Raw genomic sequence first — 18048 nt, 5'->3', positions numbered from 1 at the left:
TCACCACCGCCACCGCGAGATCGCCGCCGAGGCGCGGATCCGCGTCCACCCGGGCGGCCACTAGCCGGGCGTCGCGTCGCGCTCGTTCCGCCGGGCGAGGCGCCGGGCCTGCCCGTCGTGCACGTCGCTGACCCACTCCCAGCCGGGCTTGGCCGACGGGCCGATCCTCGGATCACCGGGAACCTGGCCCTCACGCAAGGCGAGCACGTACGCCCGATCAAGCTCGATCCGGGCGCGCACCTGATCAGCTCCGCCGACCGACCCGTGGCCGGGGACGACGACGTCGACATCGCCCGCCACCCCCTCCAGCAGCCGCAGCGCCGCGAGGTAGTCCTCGATCGGGTCAGCGGCGCCGTCCAGGTCGAGCATCGGGACCAGGACATCGGACAGCATGTCGCCGGCGACGAGAACCCCGCGTTCTTCGATGAACAGCGCCGCATGGCCCGGGGCATGCGCCTGATGCTCGATGATCCGGACCCGCGGGCCGTCCCAGGGGATCCGTGCCGTCCCGGCGGGCAGGGCGGTGATGAGGCCGAGCAGGTCGAGGGGGACCTGCCCGGCGATCTCCGTCTCCAGCAGATGGGCGGCGATGCGGGCCTTCGCTCCGGGGTCGGACAGCTGATCGCGGACCGTGGCCGCGCAACGGGCCGTGCCGTAACGAGGCGCCGCGCCGAGCTCGGCGTGCCAGAGCAGGTGATCCCAATCCGGATGCGTCGAGAATCCCGCCACAACGGTCTGCCCCGAATCGGACAGGTCGTTCGCGAGACAGGCCATCTCGTGGTCCTGCACCCCGGGGTCGATGAGGAGCACGCCGGCCCGGCCGTGCACGACCACGGCGTTGCTCTGGACGAACTCGCTCTCGTGAATCAGCACACCGTCCGCGACCTGCCTCAGCACGGGGCTCCTCCCCCTTGTGGTTCGCAATCGCCTGGCGAGACCGTAGTGTCCGGCGGTTGCAGGTCGCAAGCACCATGGGTGACGCGACCGAGCCGCGGTCGGAGTGCCCGATCAGTGCCGCCGTCGAGGTGCCAGGCGGTCGCTGGAGCCTGCTCGTCCTCCGCCGAGGCAGGAGCGGGATCGCGGGTTCGGTCAGGCTGTAGCGCGCCCGCCGGCCGGGTCGCGCGTCCTCGCGGGCGAGCGGTGCCGACCGGACGAGTCGCCGGAGCCGGCCGGCGAGAACTCACACCTCGGTCCCGAATCCCCCACGCGATCACCGGGCGTTCGCGACCGCCTGAACGCGGCGAGACCGATCACTCCGGAAGCGTTACGAGGGGCAGCGATCAACCAGGAGCAGCGTCCGCAGGTTGGAGTGGTCGCGGGACGGGATGCCGGGCGAGGTGGTCCTGCAGTTCGCGGTGCCGGAACTGGTAGGCGATTCCGGCCGTTCGGATCAGCCCCGCGTCGTGACACCACTGCAAGAACCTTCCAAGCCTGAGCGGCAGCCGTCCCCGCGTGCACAGCAGCAGCGCGAGGTATCGCGTTCCCGCGAGCCCCGCCGCGACTCCGAACGTGAGACCGCCGCCCGCGAGCCCCGCCGCCAGCCCGAACGTGACCCCGCCGGCGAAGTTGACCGCAAGGCCGACCGCCATTCCGTACGCGATGTCCAGGAGGGCCGTCCCGCCTCCGAGCCCGGACCAGAACCCGACGGCCAACCCGGCCATGAACCCGAACACGAGCCCGGCCGTGAGTCCGACCTCGAGGTCGGACCTGACGACGTCGCGTGGGCCGGTGGCGCTCACGGCCGCCGGGGCCGTGAGCCCGACCGCGAGCCCGACGGTGAGCGCGGTCACGACTCCGGCCGCGATCCCGAGCGCGGGCCAGAGGGTGAACCCGACCGTGAGCCAGGCCACGAGCCCGGTCAGAAGCCCGCCCCGGAGCCCGGCCACGAGGCGCCTGCCGTCACCGCCGGCGGGCCATCGCGAGGGGCTCAGACGGGCAGGTTCGGGCCAGTTCGGCCCCCAGGCCGAGATGCACATGAACACCCCGACGGCGATGAAGATCAGCTCAAGGTACGGATCGGAGAGGTCGAGCATTCCCAGAGGGATCATCGCCACGCCGACGGCGGCCCAGAGAACGGCGGTGAGCGCCATGGTGAGAACCCGGGGCCGGTTGCCGGCCAGGGGCCAGAGCTCGTGGAGTACGAGGTCGGTGCTCGACAGGGTACGTCCACCGATGGTGCGGCCGGTGCCGGCGTTGGTGTCCAGGTAGGTGGCCAGCACCGCCAGCCAGGCGTGAACCTTCTCGGGACGGTAGGGTCCGACGGCGTCCCCGCGAGGGGTCGTGACGGCGGGAATGTAGAGCGCGAGAAGATGGTCGCGAATCTTGTCGGGATCGTCCAGGGCCGGGCCGGCCAGCTCGGCGGGATCTCGCAGATGGCGGCCGGTGGCGGAGTCGCGTTGCTCATAGACGGTGATGGCCATGGTGAGCCGCCAGGGGCTGTCCAGGGCACGGGCCAGCGGCGCCTCGGGGCGGAAGTCGATGGCGTCCAGGACGTCACGCCAGCGGTCCATGTTCTGGTTGCCACCGACCCGGCTCTCCATGAACGTCAGCGCCTTGTCGGCGCTCAGCGGCGTGATCTCGACGCGGGCGGCGTTCTCGGCCCACACCTCCCTGCGGATGAGCGCGTCGTACTGGCCGGTACGGCAGGTGAGCACCGCCTCCGCCTTCTGCTGGCCGCGCTGATAGTCGTTCAGCGCCAGCAGCGCCCGCGCGGCGCGGGAGATGTAGCCGGGCTCCGGGTCGGCGTCCATCTCGTCGAGGCCGTCGACGACCGGCAGCACCCGCCCAGCGGCGACGAGGGCCGCGGCTGTAGGCGGTGCCATCTGATAGGTCCGGGCCAGGTGCCCGGTCAGCCAGTCCTGCACCCGAATGCCTGGATCCCAGGACGCCGCGGACAGGCGCACCGGGACCGGGTCATCAGGGTGACGCCCGGCGAGCAGCCCCAGCATCAGCTCAACCGCCATGACCGTCTTGCCCGCCCCGGGCGCTCCGGTGATGACCAGCCGCCGGGGCCGCAGCCGGCGGTAGTAGGCCACCACCTCTCGCAGGCTTCCCTCCGCCCGGGCGTCGTCGGCGTCGTACGCGGGTGCGGGCCTGAACACGAAGTCGACGTCGATCGTCTTGTCAGCACGGCCCAGCATCTGGTGCCGCGCCCTGGTCTCGGCCTCCAGGACCACGCCGGCCAGCCACCCGGACCAGGCGTTCACATCGATGTCGGTGTAGCGCTGCGCGCGTATCGCCTGCCGACCGGCCCACACCGCCACGGCCAAGGCCACCATCGCGATGACCGCACTCGCCGGATCGACATCTCCCCACGTCGCGCCGGGGAGGCCGAGTACGGCCACCACGGCCGCCACCACGACCAGCGTCACGCATACAGCCGCCCACACCCAGCGCGCTCGCCGGCCCTCGCCCATAACCAGACAGCATGTCATCGGCTCACGGCCACGTACACGAATCGCGAGCGCGGAACCGCTCGAAGCAGTAGTTGGACGACCGGCCACCTGAAACACCAAGGGCGATGTCACACCCGGGCCCTTCTGCGCCTCTCAGGATGCATGAATCCATCTACAGTGCTGCGCACGCCCGACGACCGGTTCGACAACCTGCCCGATTATCCGTTCGAGCCGCACTACGTCGCGATCGACGGCGGCCGGATACGGATGCACTACGTGGACGATTCGCCGGTCGACGGGTCCGGGGAGACCATCGTGATGCTCCACGGCAACCCGTCATGGAGCTATCTCTATCGCCACGTCATCCCTCCGCTGGTGGCGGCCGGACACCGCTGCGTCGCCGTCGACCTGGTGGGATTCGGCCGCTCGGACAAACTCGCCAACCGCTTCGAGTACACCTACGAAGGCCACGTCGAGTGGCTGCGCGAGGCCCTGTTCGACCGCCTTGACCTGCGCGACGTGACCCTGGTGGCCCACGACTGGGGCGGCGCCCTCGGATTCCCCCTGCTCGCCCGGACCCCTGAGCGATTCCGCCGCGTGGTGGCCGTCAACACCGGGCTCAGCACCGGGGACGAGGACCTGGGAGAGGGATGGCCGCTCCTGGCCAACTGGCTGCAGTCCAGCCAGCGCGACAACCCGTTCGAGCCGAGCAAGGTCGTCGAGATGTTCACCGTCTCCGCCCTGGCCCCCGCGGTCCTGGCGGCCTACGACGCGCCCTACCCCGAGGAGGCGTACCTGCAGGGCGTCCGCCAGTTCCCCCTGCTCATCCCCATCTCCCCCCGGGACGAGAACACCCCGGCCCTCCGCGAGGTCTGGAAACAGCTGGAGAAGCTGGAGATCCCGCTGCTGTGCGCCTTCAGCGACCAGGATCACACCTCCGGCGGTGACCACAGCTCGGTGAGCGAGCGCATCCCGGGGGCCAAGGGGCAGCCACACACCGTCGTCGAGAACGCCGGCCACTTCCTCCAGGAAGACCAAGGCCCCGCACTCGCCGACGTCATCGATGACTTCATCAACTCAACCCGCTGAGTCCCACCCGTCCGCCGACGGACCACGATCCGTCGGCGGCCTGTCCGAGGCGCGGACGAATGTGGGCGGCCCTGGGCAAGCTCGGCGCCGCGCTCGGCTGATCCATCAGCCCTTCCCGCGCCTCAGCCTCGCCACGGCTGGGCCGCCTTCTTCGGCGCTCAGCCGCCTTCTCCACGGCGGAGCCCGCTCCCTTGGAACCGTTGCTACGGTCTCCTGCCGGGCTCGGCGAAGGACAGATGCGATAGCGACCAGGCTTCCGAGCAGTCCCGATCCGCTGAGAGTCCGGAAGCCGGCCACGCGCCTCTGAGAACGTCAATGATCCTCAACGCCCAACCAGGCACCGGTGCTGTCACAGACACGAAAACGCCCCGGAGCGATGTTCGCTACCGGGGCATCTTGGTTGATCGAAAGCTGGTGGTCAGGGGCAGGGTCGAACTGCCGACCTTCCGCTTTTCAGGCGGACGCTCGTACCAACTGAGCTACCTGACCCAGAGCGGTCCTGACGGGACTTGAACCCGCGACCTCCACCTTGACAGGGTGGCGAGCACTCCAAACTGCTCTACAGGACCTTGCTTCGTTCTCTTTGCGCTCGCTTAGCTTACCAGCTCTTCGGTGGTCTTGGACCAGCCGTTGTGCGGGTGCGCTAGGCGCTCGCGGTGCCCCCAACGGGATTCGAACCCGTGCCGCCGCCTTGAAAGGGCGGTGTCCTGGGCCGCTAGACGATGGGGGCTCAGGATTCCCTGTTGCCTTCCGTCGGAGACCTCTGAAGCATAGGGGACGATTGCCCTTGATGCCAAAGTGGCGAACCGGCGGCCGGCGATGTCGTGCCGCTGATCGTTCCCGTTGGCGACGGGGCGTTCGTTGGCTCTGGGGAAATCATACGTCCAGGGTCGGGCTCCACGTGACGCTGCATGTACACCGATTGCTCGCCGAGGCCGCCGAGGGTGATGTCGTCCCAGGCCTGCAGGCGTTTGGTCTCGCGGTCGAAGTACAGGACCGAGGCCTGGACGGGCGTGGGCTCGGCGTGTTCGAGCGCGCGCAGGCCGGCGCCACCGGTGGAGCCCTGGACGAGGATGCGGGTGCCCGTGGGCAGCATGGTCGTGGAGCGCTTGTGGGAGTGGCCGGCCAGGACGATGGGGGTGCCGCCGGAGAAGCCCCGGGCGACGATGTCGTCGTGGACGGCCACGAGGTCGGCGTTCTCGACGTTCTCCCGGTGGGCGCGGCCGAAAGCCTCCAGCGAGGCTGGATCGGAATCCACGGTGACCGATTTGTCCGGGGTGAAGCGCGGGTCGCCGAGGCCGTAGATGCTCAGGCCGGCGACGTTGCGCATCTTGTCGTCCAGGACGACGGCGTTCTTCTGCCTGGCCACGGCCTTCTCGGTGGTCTTGGAGTCGTGGTTGCCGCGTACGTACACGTACGGGACGCCGAGGCGGCCGATCTCGTCCACGAACTTGTTCTCGGCCTTGCTGCCGTGGTCGGAGATGTCACCGGTGTCGACGATCACATCGATGGTGAACTGTTCGGTCAGGGACCGGATGACGTTCCAGGCGATCGGGTTGATGTGGATGTCCGAGACGTGCAGGACGCGGATCGAACGGGGATCGGCGTCGTACACCGGAAGGGTCGAGACCGCGTCGTACAGCTTCGAGACGTTCGTGACGAGTTTGGTGAGTTGCGAGCGGTACGACTCGAACCGGGTGACGATCGACTCCGCGCTGCCCACCAGGGAGGGCGCGGCGGCGACCAGGCCGGTGTAGCGGGGTTCGACGAGCGAACCCGGGCGGAAGGTCTGGGCGGCGACCAGCCCCGTCGTCGCGAGCGCCACGGAGGCCACCAGGAGGCCGGTCAGGGCGACGCGGGGGCGCCTGAAGACCATGAGGACGGCGATCAGCGCGCCGGCGGCCGCGCAGAGCAGCGAGCGGATGGCGAGCTCGCGCACGCCGGCGAGCAGGTCGCGCTCGATGATGCTGGGCAGCCGGTCGGTGAGGCGAGGGTCTTCCAGGAGTGATTTGGCGCGTTCCTGGTCGATGTTCTCCAGCGTGATGCGCAGGGTCAGCGGGGCGTCGTGGGTGCGGAACGTGAGCGTGCCGAGCGGGCTGGCGTCGACGATCGTCTCGCCGCCCCAGGAAGGGGTGACGGACATGCCGGTCTCCACGGGGCCGACCTGCGCACGTACGGTCCCGCTGAGGAAGATGCCGAGCCAGGCGCCGGCCGCGGCGACGAGAAGCACCGCCACGGCCCTGGACGCCCGCGACTTGATGACTGCTTTCAACCTGTCCAGGAACTTCATACGGTTTCTTGCTTACCCAGCCCGCGAGGCAGAATGGCAGGTGTGATCGAGGTTTCCCCGGAGAAGTTCGAGGAGCTCGTGGCCGAGGCACTGGACACGATCCCTCCGGAGCTGACCCGTGTCATGAGCAATGTCGTCGTCACAGTGGTGGACGATCCGCCAGAACCCCACCTACTGGGCCTGTACACCGGCATTCCCCTTACCGAGCGCGGCGACTGGTACTCCGCAGTCCTGCCCGACCGCATCGAGATCTACCGCAATCCGATCTGTCAGATCTGCCGGACCGAGGAGGAGGTGATCGACGAGGTACGGATCACGGTGATTCACGAAGTCGGTCACCACTTCGGCATCGACGATGCCCGGCTGCATGAGCTGGGTTGGTGACGCTTTAACTTTCGGCTCGCGGCTATGGGTTGCGCCTTGCCCAATGATCGGGCACCTTAGGTGACATACTGAACACTCTCAGTCAGGCACAGCGGAGTCCAATGGGGGCCATGCGGACGCGACGGCTGCCGGGGCGGCATCGCCGTGCCACAGAGCGCCAAGCCACTTACGGTGAGGTCATCGCCGTCAAGGAGTTCAGAGCGCTCTGGTACGGCCAGGGGCTCTCGCTCCTCGGCGATCAGCTCGCCCAGGTGGCGCTGGCCGTCCTCGTGTACGACCGCACCGGATCGGCCCTGGCCACGGCCGCCGTCTACGCGCTGACCTACCTGCCGTCGATCCTGGGCGGGCCGCTGCTGGCCGGGCTGGCCGACCGGTTCGCGCGCCGCGGCGTGATGGTGGCCTGCGACCTGCTCCGGGCCGCGCTGGTGGGCGTGATGGCGCTGCCGTTCATGCCGTTCCCCGTGCTGTGCGGGCTGGTGTTCCTGGTGGTGCTGCTCAGTGCCCCGTTCTCGGCCGCGCGGGCCGCGCTGCTGCCCGAAGTGCTGGAAGGCGACCGCTACGTCGTCGGCTCTGCATTGCAGAACATGACGAACCAGGCCGTGCAGATGCTCGGCTTCGCCGCCGGCGGCGCCGTGATCGCCGCCATGGGCCCCTACCGGGCGCTGGCCATCAACGCGGCCACGTTCCTGGCCTCGGCGCTGATCATCGTCACCGGCGTACGACGGCGCCCCGCGAGCGGGCAGGACGGCGACAAGCCGTCCATGTGGAAGATGACCAGGGCCGGCGCCCGTCTCGTGTTCGGCGACCGGAAGCTGCGGACGCTGGTGCTGTTCGCCTGGCTGTGCGGCTTCTACGTGCTGCCGGAGGGCATCGCGGTGCCGTACGCCGTCGAGCTCTACACCGGCGTGCTGCCCATCCCCGTGATCACCGGTCTGCTGATGGCGGCGATGCCGCTGGGGACCGTGCTGGGGGCGTTCCTGTTCAGCAGGTTCGTCTCGCCGCCCGGGCGGATGCGGCTGATGGGCTGGCTGGCCATGCTGAGCTGCGCGCCGCTCATCGTCACGGCCATGCGGCCGCCGCTGGAGGTGGTGCTGGCGGCGTGGGTCCTGTCGGGGATCGGGGGCGCGTACCAACTGGCCGCGAACGCGGCATTCGTCCAGCGAGTGCCCGCCGACCAGCGCGGGCAGGCGTTCGGCCTGGTGCAGTCCGGGCTCATGGCCGCGCAGGGCATCGCGATCCTGATCGGCGGCTACGCCGCGGAGAAACTCGGCCCCGAGCCGGTGGTAGCTCTTTCGGGCATCACCGGCCTCACCGTGGCGGCCGTGCTGGCCATGATCTGGACCGAGTCCCGCGGCCGGGTGCGGCCGCAGACCGCGACCTGATCACTGCTGCGGCTTCTGCTCGTCGCTCCAGGGGTTGCTGCCGGCGCCGTTCTGCTGCTTGTTGATGAGGTCCTGGACGATCGACGTGTCCTTGCCCTCCTCGGGCATGAGCAGCCAGCCGATCGCGTACACGCCCACGCCCAGCCCGCCGAACAGCGTCATGACCGCGAGGCCGATGCGGATGAGGTTCGCGTCGATCCCGATGTACTCCCCGGCGCCCGAGCACACGCCCGCGATGATCCTGCCCTTGCGGGTCCTGCGCAGCTGCTTGCTGTTGTATTCGCTCATGCCTCAAGACTGCCCTGCCACCCTGCGTTCGCACATCGGGATTGCCCCTGGTAGAACCCTGGTAGCCCCCTAAGCGAGGAGAGGACGCGCCATGGACGACCTGCTGCGCCTTGACGACCGGCTCAACGCCGACCAGCGGCTCATCCGCGACACCGTCAGGTCCTTCGTCGCCGACCGTGTCCTGCCGCACGTCGGCGACTGGTTCGAGGAGGCGACCTTCCCCGCGCGCGAGCTCGCCCCCGAACTCGGCGCGCTCGGCCTGCTCGGCATGCACCTGGAGGGCTACGGCTGCGCCGGCACCGACGCGACCTCGTACGGCGTCGCCTGCCGCGAGCTGGAAGCCGGCGACTCCGGGCTGCGCTCGTTCGTGTCGGTGCAGGGCTCGCTGGCGATGTTCCCCATCTGGCGCTACGGGTCCGACGAGCAGAAGGAGCAGTGGCTGCCGCGCATGTCCGCCGGCGAGGCCATCGGCTGCTTCGGCCTGACGGAGCCCGACCACGGCTCAGACCCCGCCAACATGCGCACCTACGCCAAGCGCGACGGCACCGACTGGATCCTCAACGGCTCCAAGATGTGGATCACCAACGGCTCGATCGCCGACGTCGCGGTCGTCTGGGCGCAGACCGACGACGGCATCCGCGGCTTCGTCGTCCCCACCGACGCCCCCGGCTTCTCCGCCCCTGAGATCCACAAGAAGCTGTCCCTTAGGGCATCGGTCACCTCGTCCCTGTACTTCGACGACGTCCGCCTGCCCGAGTCGGCCGTGCTGCCCGCCGTACGCGGCCTGAAGGGGCCGCTGTCGTGCCTGTCGGAGGCGCGCTTCGGGATCCTGTGGGGGGTGGTGGGCGCCGCCCGCGCGTGCCTTGAGGCGGCGGTGGAGTACGCGAAGACGCGCGTCCAGTTCGGCAAGCCGATCGGCGCCTTCCAGCTGACGCAGGACAAGCTCGCCTGGATGTACGTGGGCGCCGCCCAGGCCGGGCTCACCGCGCTGCATCTCGGCGCCCTGAAGGACGCCGGCGCCCTGGAGCCCCGGCAGATCAGCTTCGGGAAACTGGCCAACGTCCGGGCCGCCCTGGACATCGCCCGGGAGGCGCGGACGATCCTCGGCGGCAACGGGATCACCCTGGAGTACCCTGTCATCCGGCACATGAACAACCTCGAGTCCGTGCTGACCTACGAGGGCACCCAGGAGATCCACACCCTGGTGCTCGGCGAGGCGCTGACCGGGCTGGCGGCCTACCGGTGACGAGACGAGTGCGAATGGCGTCGCGGGCGGGGCGGTAATCTCTGTACGCTTGTCGTTGCGAGGGGCGTTAGCTCAATTGGCAGAGCTGCGGACTTTTAATCCGTAGGTTCCGGGTTCGAGCCCCGGGCGCCCTACCCCACATGACCTGGGCGGACTCTCTGATCTCCATGATCAGGAAGCCCGCCCAGTTGCATTTCCAGTTGCAGTTAGCCCCAGAGTGCGCGGCCCATGCGAGCTGCTGCTTCGGTCGAGAGTGTGGCTGTGATGTGGGTGTAGCGCTTGGTCGTGGTCAGTTGTGAGTGGCCGAGGATCTCCTGAACGACGCTGATGTCCACGCCCTGTTCGATGAGGAGTGTCGCGGCGGTGTGTCTCGCGTCGTGGACGCGGGCGTCCTTGTCGACTTCGGCCATGCGGAGGAGTTCTTTCCATTCGTCCCAGTCCTGGCCGGCGTCTATGGGGCGTCCGTCTGGGTGGCACCAGACGAGGTCATAGTCCTGCCACCGCTCCCCCGCCGACTCCTTCTCGGCCTGCTGGGCTTGTTGGTGGAGCTTGAGAAGCGGGATCAGCGGGGGCGGGATCATCACGGTTCGCTTGCTCTTGCCCTTGGGCTTGACGAAGACCCAGCCACCTACCCGTTCGGGGCAGGAGGGGGCGTGTTTCACGCAGTCAGGCGCGCAGAACTTCTGCCCCTCCTTGGTGCAGACGTGCTTGCGGCCGGAGGTGCGTCGAGCCTTGGGGCAGTCCTCCGGGCACGGGTAGCGGTGGAGCCGTTCGCCGCAGGCGTGCGGGTCCTTGCAGCCGTGACGGTAGCGCTGGTGCTTGATCTGCCAGAAGACCCGGATGACGCCCCGCTTGAGGTCCACGTACTTCCAGCGCAGTCCGAGCGCTTCACATTGCCGAAGGCCGAGAGCGAGCGCCACAGACCAGCGGGTTCCGTTCCTCTGGTGGTGGGCCACGTCCAGGACGTCTCGGGCCTCGTCGGCGTCCAGCGGCTCTATCTCGACGTCCTCCACAGCGGGAGCGTCGATCAACGTACAGACGTTTCGGGCGATCTTCTCGCGGCGTACGGCGATCTTGAGCGCTCGGGAGAGGATGCGGTGGATCTGCACGATCGTGTTCTGGGCGAGCTGCTGCTGAGCGAGGTAGGCATAGAAGGCGTCCAGATGTTCAGGACGGAGACGATCGAGCCGGTGAGCACCCAGGCGCGGGATGATCCAGTGCTCTACCTTGGGCCGGTAGGTGCTCTCCAACGTCCGATCGCTGACCTTCAACGGTGCGATCTCATCGAGATAGGTACGCATCCATTCGGCGACGGTGGGAGCCCGGCCCGGCTTGTCGGTCTTGCCGGAGTCCCGTTGCTTCTCCAGTTCCCGAACCTTCCGCGTCACCTCGGCCTCGGTGCTGCCGATGCGGTGGCGGCGGTCTGCAGAGCCGTCGTCCTTGACGCCCATGGTCACCCAGCCGTGCCACTTGCCGTCTTTGCCGAGATAGATCGAGGAACGTCCGTTGGGCTTGCGAGTCATCACGCCACCTCCTTGCTTTCCAGATGACGGGCGAAGTCCAGCAACGCGGCAGCGGGAATGAGGCGGTACCCATCCCGCTTGATCGACCGGAGTTCGCCGGTCTTGATCAGTCGGAAGACAGCCGTACGGCTCATCGCCAAGACCGTCGCCGCGTCGTTCGGCCGGTAGAAGAGCCGTTCCATCACGCGGCCCTCCCCTCTGTTGCCGAAAGACTTTGTTGTTCGAGGTGTTGCAGGTGGGCTCGCCAGCGTTGGCGTTCGTGGACGGAGCGCAGGAGGCGTACGGCGAGGGGTGGCACATTGGCGTCTCCGGCCGGGACGGGGCGCCAGATGTAGCGGTGTGGGTCGGTGGGTTCGTCGGGTTGGCCGAGGGCTTGAAGGACCCAGGTGCGGCGGTCCTGTTTGTGCTCGTTGAGGGTCTTGTTGGACCACTTGCGGGAGACCAGGACGCGGCGTCCGGCGTAGCCGAGGTGTTCGGGCTTGTGGGCCTTGGAGCGGCAGCGGCCGGGGAGCATGCCGGGCTTGGCGTTCTTGGGCTGGATGCCGTAGCGGAGCCAGTTGGCGCAGGTGGGTGAGCAGGGTTCGTAGCGCAGGGCATCAACGAAGCGGGCGGCGTGCTCGCGTTGGGCCTGGTCGCCGTCGAGGGGTTGGCCGAGGCTCTTGGTGAGGTACTTGGACAGGTAGCGGATGCACTGGTCAGCGTCCGGGGTGCCGGAGAGCACGCCTTTGACGTCCACCTGGTCACCGAAGCGAATCATGTGCAGCGGCTCGGCGTCGTCGTCGGTGTCGAGCTGGTCGAGGGCTTGGTCCCAGGTGGGCAGGATTTCGCCGGTGGCCGGGTTCAGGTAGCCGGTGCCGTCCTGCCAGGTGGGGAGGTGTTCGCCGTCGAAGATGACTTCGCTGGCCTGGGGCCACCAGACCTGGTGGTAGGTGGCGGCGGCGATCTTCTTGATCTCGGTGCGGGGCAGGGTGCCCCGGATGGCCATGTGCAGGTGCGGGGCGAGGCGCTTCTGAGGCTCGACGGTGGCGAAGTACTGCACGTCGTATCCGGCGACGCGGCGTAGGTTCTGTACGAATCGGTCGATCAGCTTGGAGAAGTGCAGCGCGTCGCGGGCGGCCCGCTGGTAGTCGTACGTTTCCGGGTCGACGGGTACCCCGTCGCGGATCTTGCCGTAGGAGGGCAGGGTGAGCGTGACGAACAGGGACGGCCGGTAGGTCTTGCCGTCCGGGGCGTGGAAGGTGCGTCCGAGGGTGGTGTTGGTCATCGTGCGCTTGGGCAGGTCGGGTGCGTCCTGTCGGCGTTTGGTGGAACGGGTGCGCTTCGGAGCGGTGCGGCCGAGGACGTTGCCGCGCATTCCGGCGTTGTTGATCTCTTCGTCCAGGCCCTCGATGAGCGCGTCCAGGTCGGTGGTGTCGTCGCCGGCCTTTTCGGCGTCGTCGCGTTGGGCTTGGATGTCGGCGCGGAACTCGACGAGCCAGCGCTGTTCGTCGTTCGGCTCGTCGGGTGTGATGGCAGGTTCGGCGTCGAGGTGCCAGCCCTCGCGGCATTGGGCCATGCGCAGGTGCCGGTTGCGCTCGGCACAGGGCGGGCACTTGGCGTCGAGGGTGGCCCCGCACGGTACATCGATGATCTCGGTTTTGCCGGTTGCGGTGTCGAGCCGCTTGAGCGGGATGGGCCGGATGCAGACTCCATGGAGCTTGGCGACCTCTTCGAGGACTTCACGGGCCATCGGCATGGCCTGTCGTACTGCTCGGGGAAGTGCGCGGTCGTGCGCATGCGTCATAGGGACCTCCTTGCGTCGGGGACGGGGACAGTGAGTGCGGTCTGGCCGCACTCGCGGCACTCGACCAGGCCGCGTACCGGGTCGAGCCACATGCCGTTCACGGTGTGGCAGACGGCGCAGCGTAGGCCGTCGAGGACGTGGGTCAGTCTCATGCGGCCTCACCTGGTTCGGTGAAGGTGGCGACCATGTCTCGGATGTCGGTGTCGGAGACGTAGGCGGCGCGGACGCGGATCGGTTCGGGGCTGGTCTCCAGGCGCATGTAGGCGACGCCTGCGCCCTGTTCGGGGATGGGTGAGATGTGGTCGGCGAGTGCGCCCCGGTCGCGTGCGCCGTCGCCGAGGACCATGTCCACTTGTTCGGATTCGTCGAGGCGGAGGGCGATCTTGTCGGGGAACAGGTTGCGGATGTTCATGACCTCCTTGCGTGGGTCTTGGAGTGCGGCCATGACGCCGACGCCGACTGAGCGGCCTTGGGTGGCGAGGGTGGCCAGGGCGGCGGAGATGCGGTGCCGGAGTTGCTTGTCGGGCTGGTAGGCGGTCAGGAAGGCCACTTCGTCGACGAGCACCAGGACGAACGGGTCCTCGATGGTCGGGCAGTGGGAGCGCTGGAGACCGGAGAAGCGGGCGGCGCGTTTCTGCATGACGGTGACAGCCTCGTCGAGCAGGTCGGCGCAGTCGCCCGGGTCGGCGGCGTACCGGCCTTGGAAGAGTTCGCGCCCGTAGGACAGTTCCATCAGTTTGGGATCGAGCGCCCACACCTGGACAAGGCCCGCACGCATGGCGGGGAGCAAGCCGCGGATCGTGTCCCATAGGAACGAGCCTTTGCCGGCCCCGGTGGCTCCGGCGATCAGGACGTGGGTGCCGTGGACTTTGAGCCGCAGCGGCTTGCCGTCCTCCTGCTTGCCGATCTCGACCGGGCCGACCGTTGGTTCTTCCGGGATGGGCAGGGCCGGTATCGGTGCGGCGAGTGGGTCGCTGCGCGGGAAGGTGAGCAGCAACCGGCCCCCCTTGACCAGCGTGACGCGGCAGGAGGTCGCGCCGAAGCCGTGGGCGAGGTTGTCGGTGCGGTCGGTCCAGTCCTTGACGGCTTGGCCCTTGAGCATGCGGACGGTGATCCGGTCGGCCCAGCCGTCGCATTGGACGCGGACGAGCCGGGGCAGGTAGTCCCGACCGTGAACGCGCCGGGCGAGGCCGGAGACGTCCATGACGCCTTGCCAGTGACGGCGATAGACCGACACGAGCCGCCACCAGGCCAGCAGCCGCCAGCCGACAAGACGGGCGAACGAGGCCCGGTCGGTGAACGCCCAGCCGAGCAGCGCCAGGACGGCGAGCCCGAGCACGGACACGGCCAGGGGCCAGCCGTAGAAGAACCAGGCGGCACCCAGCACAACGGGCACGGCGACCGCTACGGGGTGCCGGCAGACCGTACGCACGAGGGCGACGAGGAAGCGGAAGGCGTAGACGAGGAGAGTAACGATGGCGGGCGTCTTGAGTACGGCCGGGCGGAAGACGACGGCCGTGTCGGGCGTGGTGGAGACGAGGTTGCGCGCCTCGTCGCCAGGCAGCCGCTTGAACATAAGCTGGGAACCTCTCGTGATTGAGCAAGTCGTGGGAGAACCGAGGGGCCGCCGGAAGTTGCCGCTTCCAGCGGCCCCGCCTCATCTGTCAGGCCGCTGTATCGGTGGCGTCCTTGTCGGCCTGTTCGGCGTGCAGGCACTCGCAGTCGGCCAGGTAGCGAGCGGCGGCGTTGAAGATGTCCCGGGCCAGGGACAGGTCAGCGTCGCTGATCGGTCCCGCCCCGGTGGTGGAGATGTGGACGTGCGCCTCAGGAGAGCTGAACTCCAGGTACGGGCGCGGGTTGCTGAGCAGGATTCCGGCGCGGACTCGCAGGTCCGGCGTATAGAAGGAGACGCCGAGGTGCGGCGTGGACTCCGGTCGCAGGGAGCAGGTGAGGTAGGTGTAGGGCCGGTGCTCGTTCACGCCGCGACCCCCTGGCCGTCGGGCAGGCCGTAGAAGCTGCGCTCCACCGAGCGGGCGAAGCGGTGAGCCTCTCTGGCGAGCTGGCGGGCGAAGTTCAGGTCATCCTTCGTCACGGGGCCGCTGGTGGTGACCAGGACGGAGGTGGCGCCGAAGTCGAGCGCCAGGACGGGCTCGTGGCGGGCGCGAGGGTGGTTGAGGGTCCGGGCGGCGTTTCCGGTGGTCAGCCGGATCACGCTGTTGCGTGGGGTACGTCGTCGGGTCATTTAGGCGGCGTCCTTTCCGGCCTTGGCCTGGGCGGCCTGGTGGGGAGCCCGCATCTCGCGGACCTTGATCGAGTAGGCGAGCCGGCCGTTGCCGTTGACGTACGGCGTGACCGTGATGCCGTCGAACTCGACGGGCGTGAACGGAAGCCCCTGGATGGGGGCGGGCGGCACCGGCTGGACCGGGGCCAGGATCTTGACCGCCACCGTCTTCTGGGCGGGCTTGAGGGTCGGGTCACCGTCCATGACCGCGACCTGCCAGACCAGCTCTCCGGTCTGCTTGTCGCGGGACTGCACGAAGCGGCCGTTGGTCGAGGCGTCGAAGTCCTTGACGGGCTCGACGGTGCCGACGACGTAGCAGCCGTGCGGGAAGACCATGGCGTAGGTGACGGGGATGGGACCTTGCAGAGCCATGATGGCTCTCCTCTCTTGACTGACAGACACTTGATCTATCAAGTGATGCTCTGAGAGTAGGTCGCTCAAACTTGCTAGGTCAAGTGTCTTCGGCGAAGTTATTCGGTGAAGAGTTGCAGGTCGGTGGAATATTGGTGACGATCTCCGACGCTTTCGTCCATTGATGTCAAGTCGGGCAATGATGTAGCAATGGAGGAAATCCACACTAAGCGGAAAGGCGGAGCTGGGGTCACTCTCGCCCTGCTCGCCACCCTGTGGCTCATGGGAACGCCGGCGCTTCTATCTTTGATAGTCAAAGAGGTATTACGACTGCGATACGCCGTTCAGTTCACCGATAAGGAACCGGATGGCCTTCTGGAGGAGTACACCATCGCCGTCGCGATCACCTCAATCGCCGCGCCTGCTATCGCCGCCATAATCGCAGGTAAGACCGGCCGGGGCGGCATGGCCGCGCTCTTCGGCGTCGGAGCGACGGTCGCCATGATCATCGCGATGGCTTTCCTGAGCGGAATGCAGGGCAGCCCCAAAGAAGAGAACCGCATCAGGAGCGTCCACACAGAACCTCCCATGGTTTGTACCGCCCCGCCTGAGAGAATGCTGGAGGTTCCAGGATGCTGAGCAGTGCTGCAAGCGCTCACCCGACCGGATAGGCGTCCTCTAGCTCGTGGCGATCGGCGGGAAGTAGCACCTCAACCACGGCGAGGGGCCGACCCGAAGCGTCTCGGACAGCTCCGAATACCACCAGGAGCGGCACGTTCTTGGGCATGCCAAGCTGCTTGGCCTCTTCGGCGGTGGGCAGGCGGGCGGTGATCTGCTCCACGATGTGGTCGAAACGTACGCTCTTGCGGGACTGAAGATGCTCACGGAAGCCCTGTCGCAGCGGGTCTCCGCTGGTGAGATCCGTCCCCTCGGACAGTTCAAGAGGCAGCCAGAGCGACACCAGCTCAGTTGGCTCACCCTCGCGCGTGATCAGTCGGCGGCGGACGAACGCCTTGCTCTTGGGCTGGGCGTCCAGCAGCACACCGACCCGATTAGGCGCGGTGACCGCACCCACTTCGACGATCTCTCCTGCGGAGTCGATCTCCGGCCGGGTGAGATACGCCTGCCCGGGCCGCTTCTGCTCAACAGATGCCATCGCGGGCCGGCCACGTACGAAGCGCCCCTTGCCCTGCTGGGACTCGATCCAGCCCTGCTCACGCAGGACCCGGAGTGCCGCCACAACAGTGGGACGCGACACACTGAACTCTTGGATGAGCTGGTGCTCGCTGGGGAGGAGAGAGCCGGGCGGATAGGTCCCCGACTCGATACGCCGTTGAAGGGCCTGCACAAGCTGGGCATACTTCGGCGGCACGGACTCTAGTGACATTTTGACCGTCCAGCACCCGACAGGTTGTTTTACCAAGTTTGAGCGTAACGTGGTCGCCCCTCACTGTCCACGACGTGAGGCAGGGCGACCGCTGAGCCTGGCAGGTGGCCGACAACAAGGGGCCCGGGGGCAGGCCCCTCCCTGGGCGTGGACCTGACCACCTGCCAGGCCGGAAGGTGCGACGGTGGGGAGGAACGACCCCTGCCCCCCTCCAGGACATGGGCGTCACCGCACCGTCGCACCCGTCTATTACTTGGCGATGTACTCAGCCAAGACGTTCGCCGCCCCCTCTGGGTCCTCGACCGTGTGACGCTTCTCGGCGTTCTGCCAGGAGTAGTAGGCCCCGCCGTACCCGACGAACACCCAGACCGGCATGCCAGGGTCGGGGCGATGCACCATCAAGGCACTGTTGTTGTCGCGTAGCTCGGCGTTGACGCCCCGGCTGGCGAGCACATCTCGCAGGCGGATCAGGGCGTTGGCCTCCTCCTGCTGCCCGAGTCCTGCCAGGGCAGCCAGCATGGCTGAGTTCATTTCCCGCTCCCTTCGTCCTGGCCGCCGCCGAGGCAGTCGAGACACTTGCGCTCCCTCATCAGTTCCGCCTCCTCCCCGCCAGTGCCGATCAGGAGGGCGCGGCGCGAGCTCATGAGCT

General features: G+C 68.1%; 19 protein-coding genes and 4 tRNA genes. 6 read left to right on the top strand and 17 right to left on the bottom strand.

The genetic code is table 11. The features are described 5' to 3' along the window. Positions 1 to 60 precede the first annotated feature (60 nt). Both ADY59_RS06665 and ADY59_RS06660 read right to left on the bottom strand, forming a co-directional pair. Complete coding sequence (locus ADY59_RS06665) at positions 61 to 897, bottom strand: MBL fold metallo-hydrolase (RefSeq protein ID WP_049558958.1); 837 nt, start codon at positions 895 to 897, stop codon at positions 61 to 63. A gap of 383 nt (positions 898 to 1280) precedes the next feature. Then, the gene (locus ADY59_RS06660) at positions 1281 to 3371 is read right to left on the bottom strand and encodes an NACHT domain-containing protein (protein WP_049558956.1); all 2091 of its coding nucleotides are present in this window, start codon (positions 3369 to 3371) and stop codon (positions 1281 to 1283) included. 186 nt (positions 3372 to 3557) lie between these two features. Between ADY59_RS06660 and ADY59_RS06655 the strand changes: the two genes are divergently transcribed. Continuing rightward, positions 3558 to 4484, top strand: coding sequence for a haloalkane dehalogenase (locus tag ADY59_RS06655; protein ID WP_049558954.1), 927 nt, complete (start codon positions 3558 to 3560; stop codon positions 4482 to 4484). Positions 4485 to 4896: 412 nt separating this feature from the next. Here ADY59_RS06655 and ADY59_RS06650 read toward each other — a convergent pair. From ADY59_RS06650 to ADY59_RS06635, 4 genes are all read right to left on the bottom strand, one after another. After that, positions 4897 to 4973, bottom strand: a tRNA-Phe gene (locus ADY59_RS06650). Between the two features lie 5 nt (positions 4974 to 4978). Next, positions 4979 to 5053 (bottom strand) — tRNA-Asp (locus ADY59_RS06645). An 88-nt stretch (positions 5054 to 5141) separates the two neighbouring features. Further along, positions 5142 to 5214: transfer RNA gene (locus tag ADY59_RS06640), tRNA-Glu, on the bottom strand. Beyond that, positions 5215 to 6774 carry a metallophosphoesterase family protein gene (locus ADY59_RS06635; protein ID WP_049558951.1) on the bottom strand — a complete coding sequence of 520 codons (1560 nt, stop codon included), beginning with the start codon at positions 6772 to 6774 and terminating at the stop codon, positions 5215 to 5217. A 33-nt stretch (positions 6775 to 6807) separates the two neighbouring features. On the opposite strand from ADY59_RS06635, the gene ADY59_RS06630 reads away from it, so the two are divergent. Both ADY59_RS06630 and ADY59_RS06625 read left to right on the top strand, forming a co-directional pair. Continuing rightward, positions 6808 to 7158 carry a metallopeptidase family protein gene (locus ADY59_RS06630; protein ID WP_197093478.1) on the top strand — a complete coding sequence of 117 codons (351 nt, stop codon included), beginning with the start codon at positions 6808 to 6810 and terminating at the stop codon, positions 7156 to 7158. A gap of 110 nt (positions 7159 to 7268) precedes the next feature. Further along, a complete protein-coding gene (locus ADY59_RS06625; RefSeq protein ID WP_231618576.1) occupies positions 7269 to 8540 on the top strand; it encodes an MFS transporter in 1272 nt (423 codons plus the stop codon). On the opposite strand, the gene ADY59_RS06620 is transcribed toward ADY59_RS06625, so the two are convergent. Further along, on the bottom strand, positions 8541 to 8828 hold the full coding sequence (locus ADY59_RS06620; RefSeq protein WP_049558946.1) for a PspC domain-containing protein: 288 nt from the start codon (positions 8826 to 8828) through the stop codon (positions 8541 to 8543). It lies immediately after the preceding gene. 91 nt (positions 8829 to 8919) lie between these two features. On the opposite strand from ADY59_RS06620, the gene ADY59_RS06615 reads away from it, so the two are divergent. Together ADY59_RS06615 and ADY59_RS06610 are read left to right on the top strand one after the other, a co-directional pair. Beyond that, positions 8920 to 10074, top strand: a complete 1155-nt coding sequence (locus tag ADY59_RS06615) for an acyl-CoA dehydrogenase family protein (protein ID WP_049558942.1) — start codon at positions 8920 to 8922, stop codon at positions 10072 to 10074. 61 nt (positions 10075 to 10135) lie between these two features. Continuing rightward, positions 10136 to 10208, top strand: a tRNA-Lys gene (locus ADY59_RS06610). 72 nt (positions 10209 to 10280) lie between these two features. Here the strand turns inward: ADY59_RS06610 and ADY59_RS06605 are convergent. From ADY59_RS06605 to ADY59_RS06575, 8 genes are all read right to left on the bottom strand, one after another. Next, the gene (locus ADY59_RS06605) at positions 10281 to 11597 is read right to left on the bottom strand and encodes a tyrosine-type recombinase/integrase (protein WP_231618577.1); all 1317 of its coding nucleotides are present in this window, start codon (positions 11595 to 11597) and stop codon (positions 10281 to 10283) included. Further along, complete coding sequence (locus tag ADY59_RS06600; protein ID WP_049558940.1) at positions 11597 to 11782, bottom strand: helix-turn-helix domain-containing protein; 186 nt, start codon at positions 11780 to 11782, stop codon at positions 11597 to 11599. The genes ADY59_RS06605 and ADY59_RS06600 overlap by 1 nt, the downstream gene beginning before the upstream one ends. After that, entirely contained in the window at positions 11779 to 13380 is a 1602-nt protein-coding gene (locus tag ADY59_RS06595; RefSeq protein WP_049558938.1) for a replication initiator, read from the bottom strand. Before ADY59_RS06595 ends, ADY59_RS06600 begins: the two co-directional genes overlap by 4 nt. Next, the gene (locus tag ADY59_RS49680; RefSeq protein WP_156325343.1) at positions 13377 to 13532 is read right to left on the bottom strand and encodes a hypothetical protein; all 156 of its coding nucleotides are present in this window, start codon (positions 13530 to 13532) and stop codon (positions 13377 to 13379) included. Before ADY59_RS49680 ends, ADY59_RS06595 begins: the two co-directional genes overlap by 4 nt. Beyond that, positions 13529 to 14956 carry an FtsK/SpoIIIE domain-containing protein gene (locus tag ADY59_RS06590; RefSeq protein ID WP_049558936.1) on the bottom strand — a complete coding sequence of 476 codons (1428 nt, stop codon included), beginning with the start codon at positions 14954 to 14956 and terminating at the stop codon, positions 13529 to 13531. The genes ADY59_RS49680 and ADY59_RS06590 overlap by 4 nt, the downstream gene beginning before the upstream one ends. 88 nt (positions 14957 to 15044) lie before the next feature. Further along, positions 15045 to 15359 carry a hypothetical protein gene (locus ADY59_RS06585; RefSeq protein ID WP_049558934.1) on the bottom strand — a complete coding sequence of 105 codons (315 nt, stop codon included), beginning with the start codon at positions 15357 to 15359 and terminating at the stop codon, positions 15045 to 15047. Then, positions 15356 to 15622: a hypothetical protein gene (locus ADY59_RS06580; RefSeq protein ID WP_156325342.1), complete on the bottom strand. Its 267-nt coding sequence runs from the start codon at positions 15620 to 15622 to the stop codon at positions 15356 to 15358. Before ADY59_RS06580 ends, ADY59_RS06585 begins: the two co-directional genes overlap by 4 nt. Then, a complete protein-coding gene (locus ADY59_RS06575) occupies positions 15623 to 16033 on the bottom strand; it encodes a hypothetical protein (RefSeq protein WP_049558930.1) in 411 nt (136 codons plus the stop codon). 189 nt (positions 16034 to 16222) lie between these two features. Between ADY59_RS06575 and ADY59_RS06570 the strand changes: the two genes are divergently transcribed. Further along, entirely contained in the window at positions 16223 to 16651 is a 429-nt protein-coding gene (locus ADY59_RS06570; protein ID WP_049558927.1) for a hypothetical protein, read from the top strand. A gap of 16 nt (positions 16652 to 16667) precedes the next feature. Here ADY59_RS06570 and ADY59_RS06565 read toward each other — a convergent pair whose 3' ends face one another. Both ADY59_RS06565 and ADY59_RS06560 read right to left on the bottom strand, forming a co-directional pair. After that, on the bottom strand, positions 16668 to 17399 hold the full coding sequence (locus ADY59_RS06565) for a GntR family transcriptional regulator (RefSeq protein WP_049558925.1): 732 nt from the start codon (positions 17397 to 17399) through the stop codon (positions 16668 to 16670). A 249-nt stretch (positions 17400 to 17648) separates the two neighbouring features. Then, positions 17649 to 17930, bottom strand: coding sequence for a hypothetical protein (locus ADY59_RS06560; RefSeq protein WP_156325341.1), 282 nt, complete (start codon positions 17928 to 17930; stop codon positions 17649 to 17651). Positions 17931 to 18048 lie beyond the last annotated feature (118 nt).

The organism is Nonomuraea sp. SBT364 (assembly GCF_001083785.1).
Classification (GTDB): domain Bacteria; phylum Actinomycetota; class Actinomycetes; order Streptosporangiales; family Streptosporangiaceae; genus Nonomuraea.
This window is presented reverse-complemented; position numbering and strand designations above follow the sequence as displayed.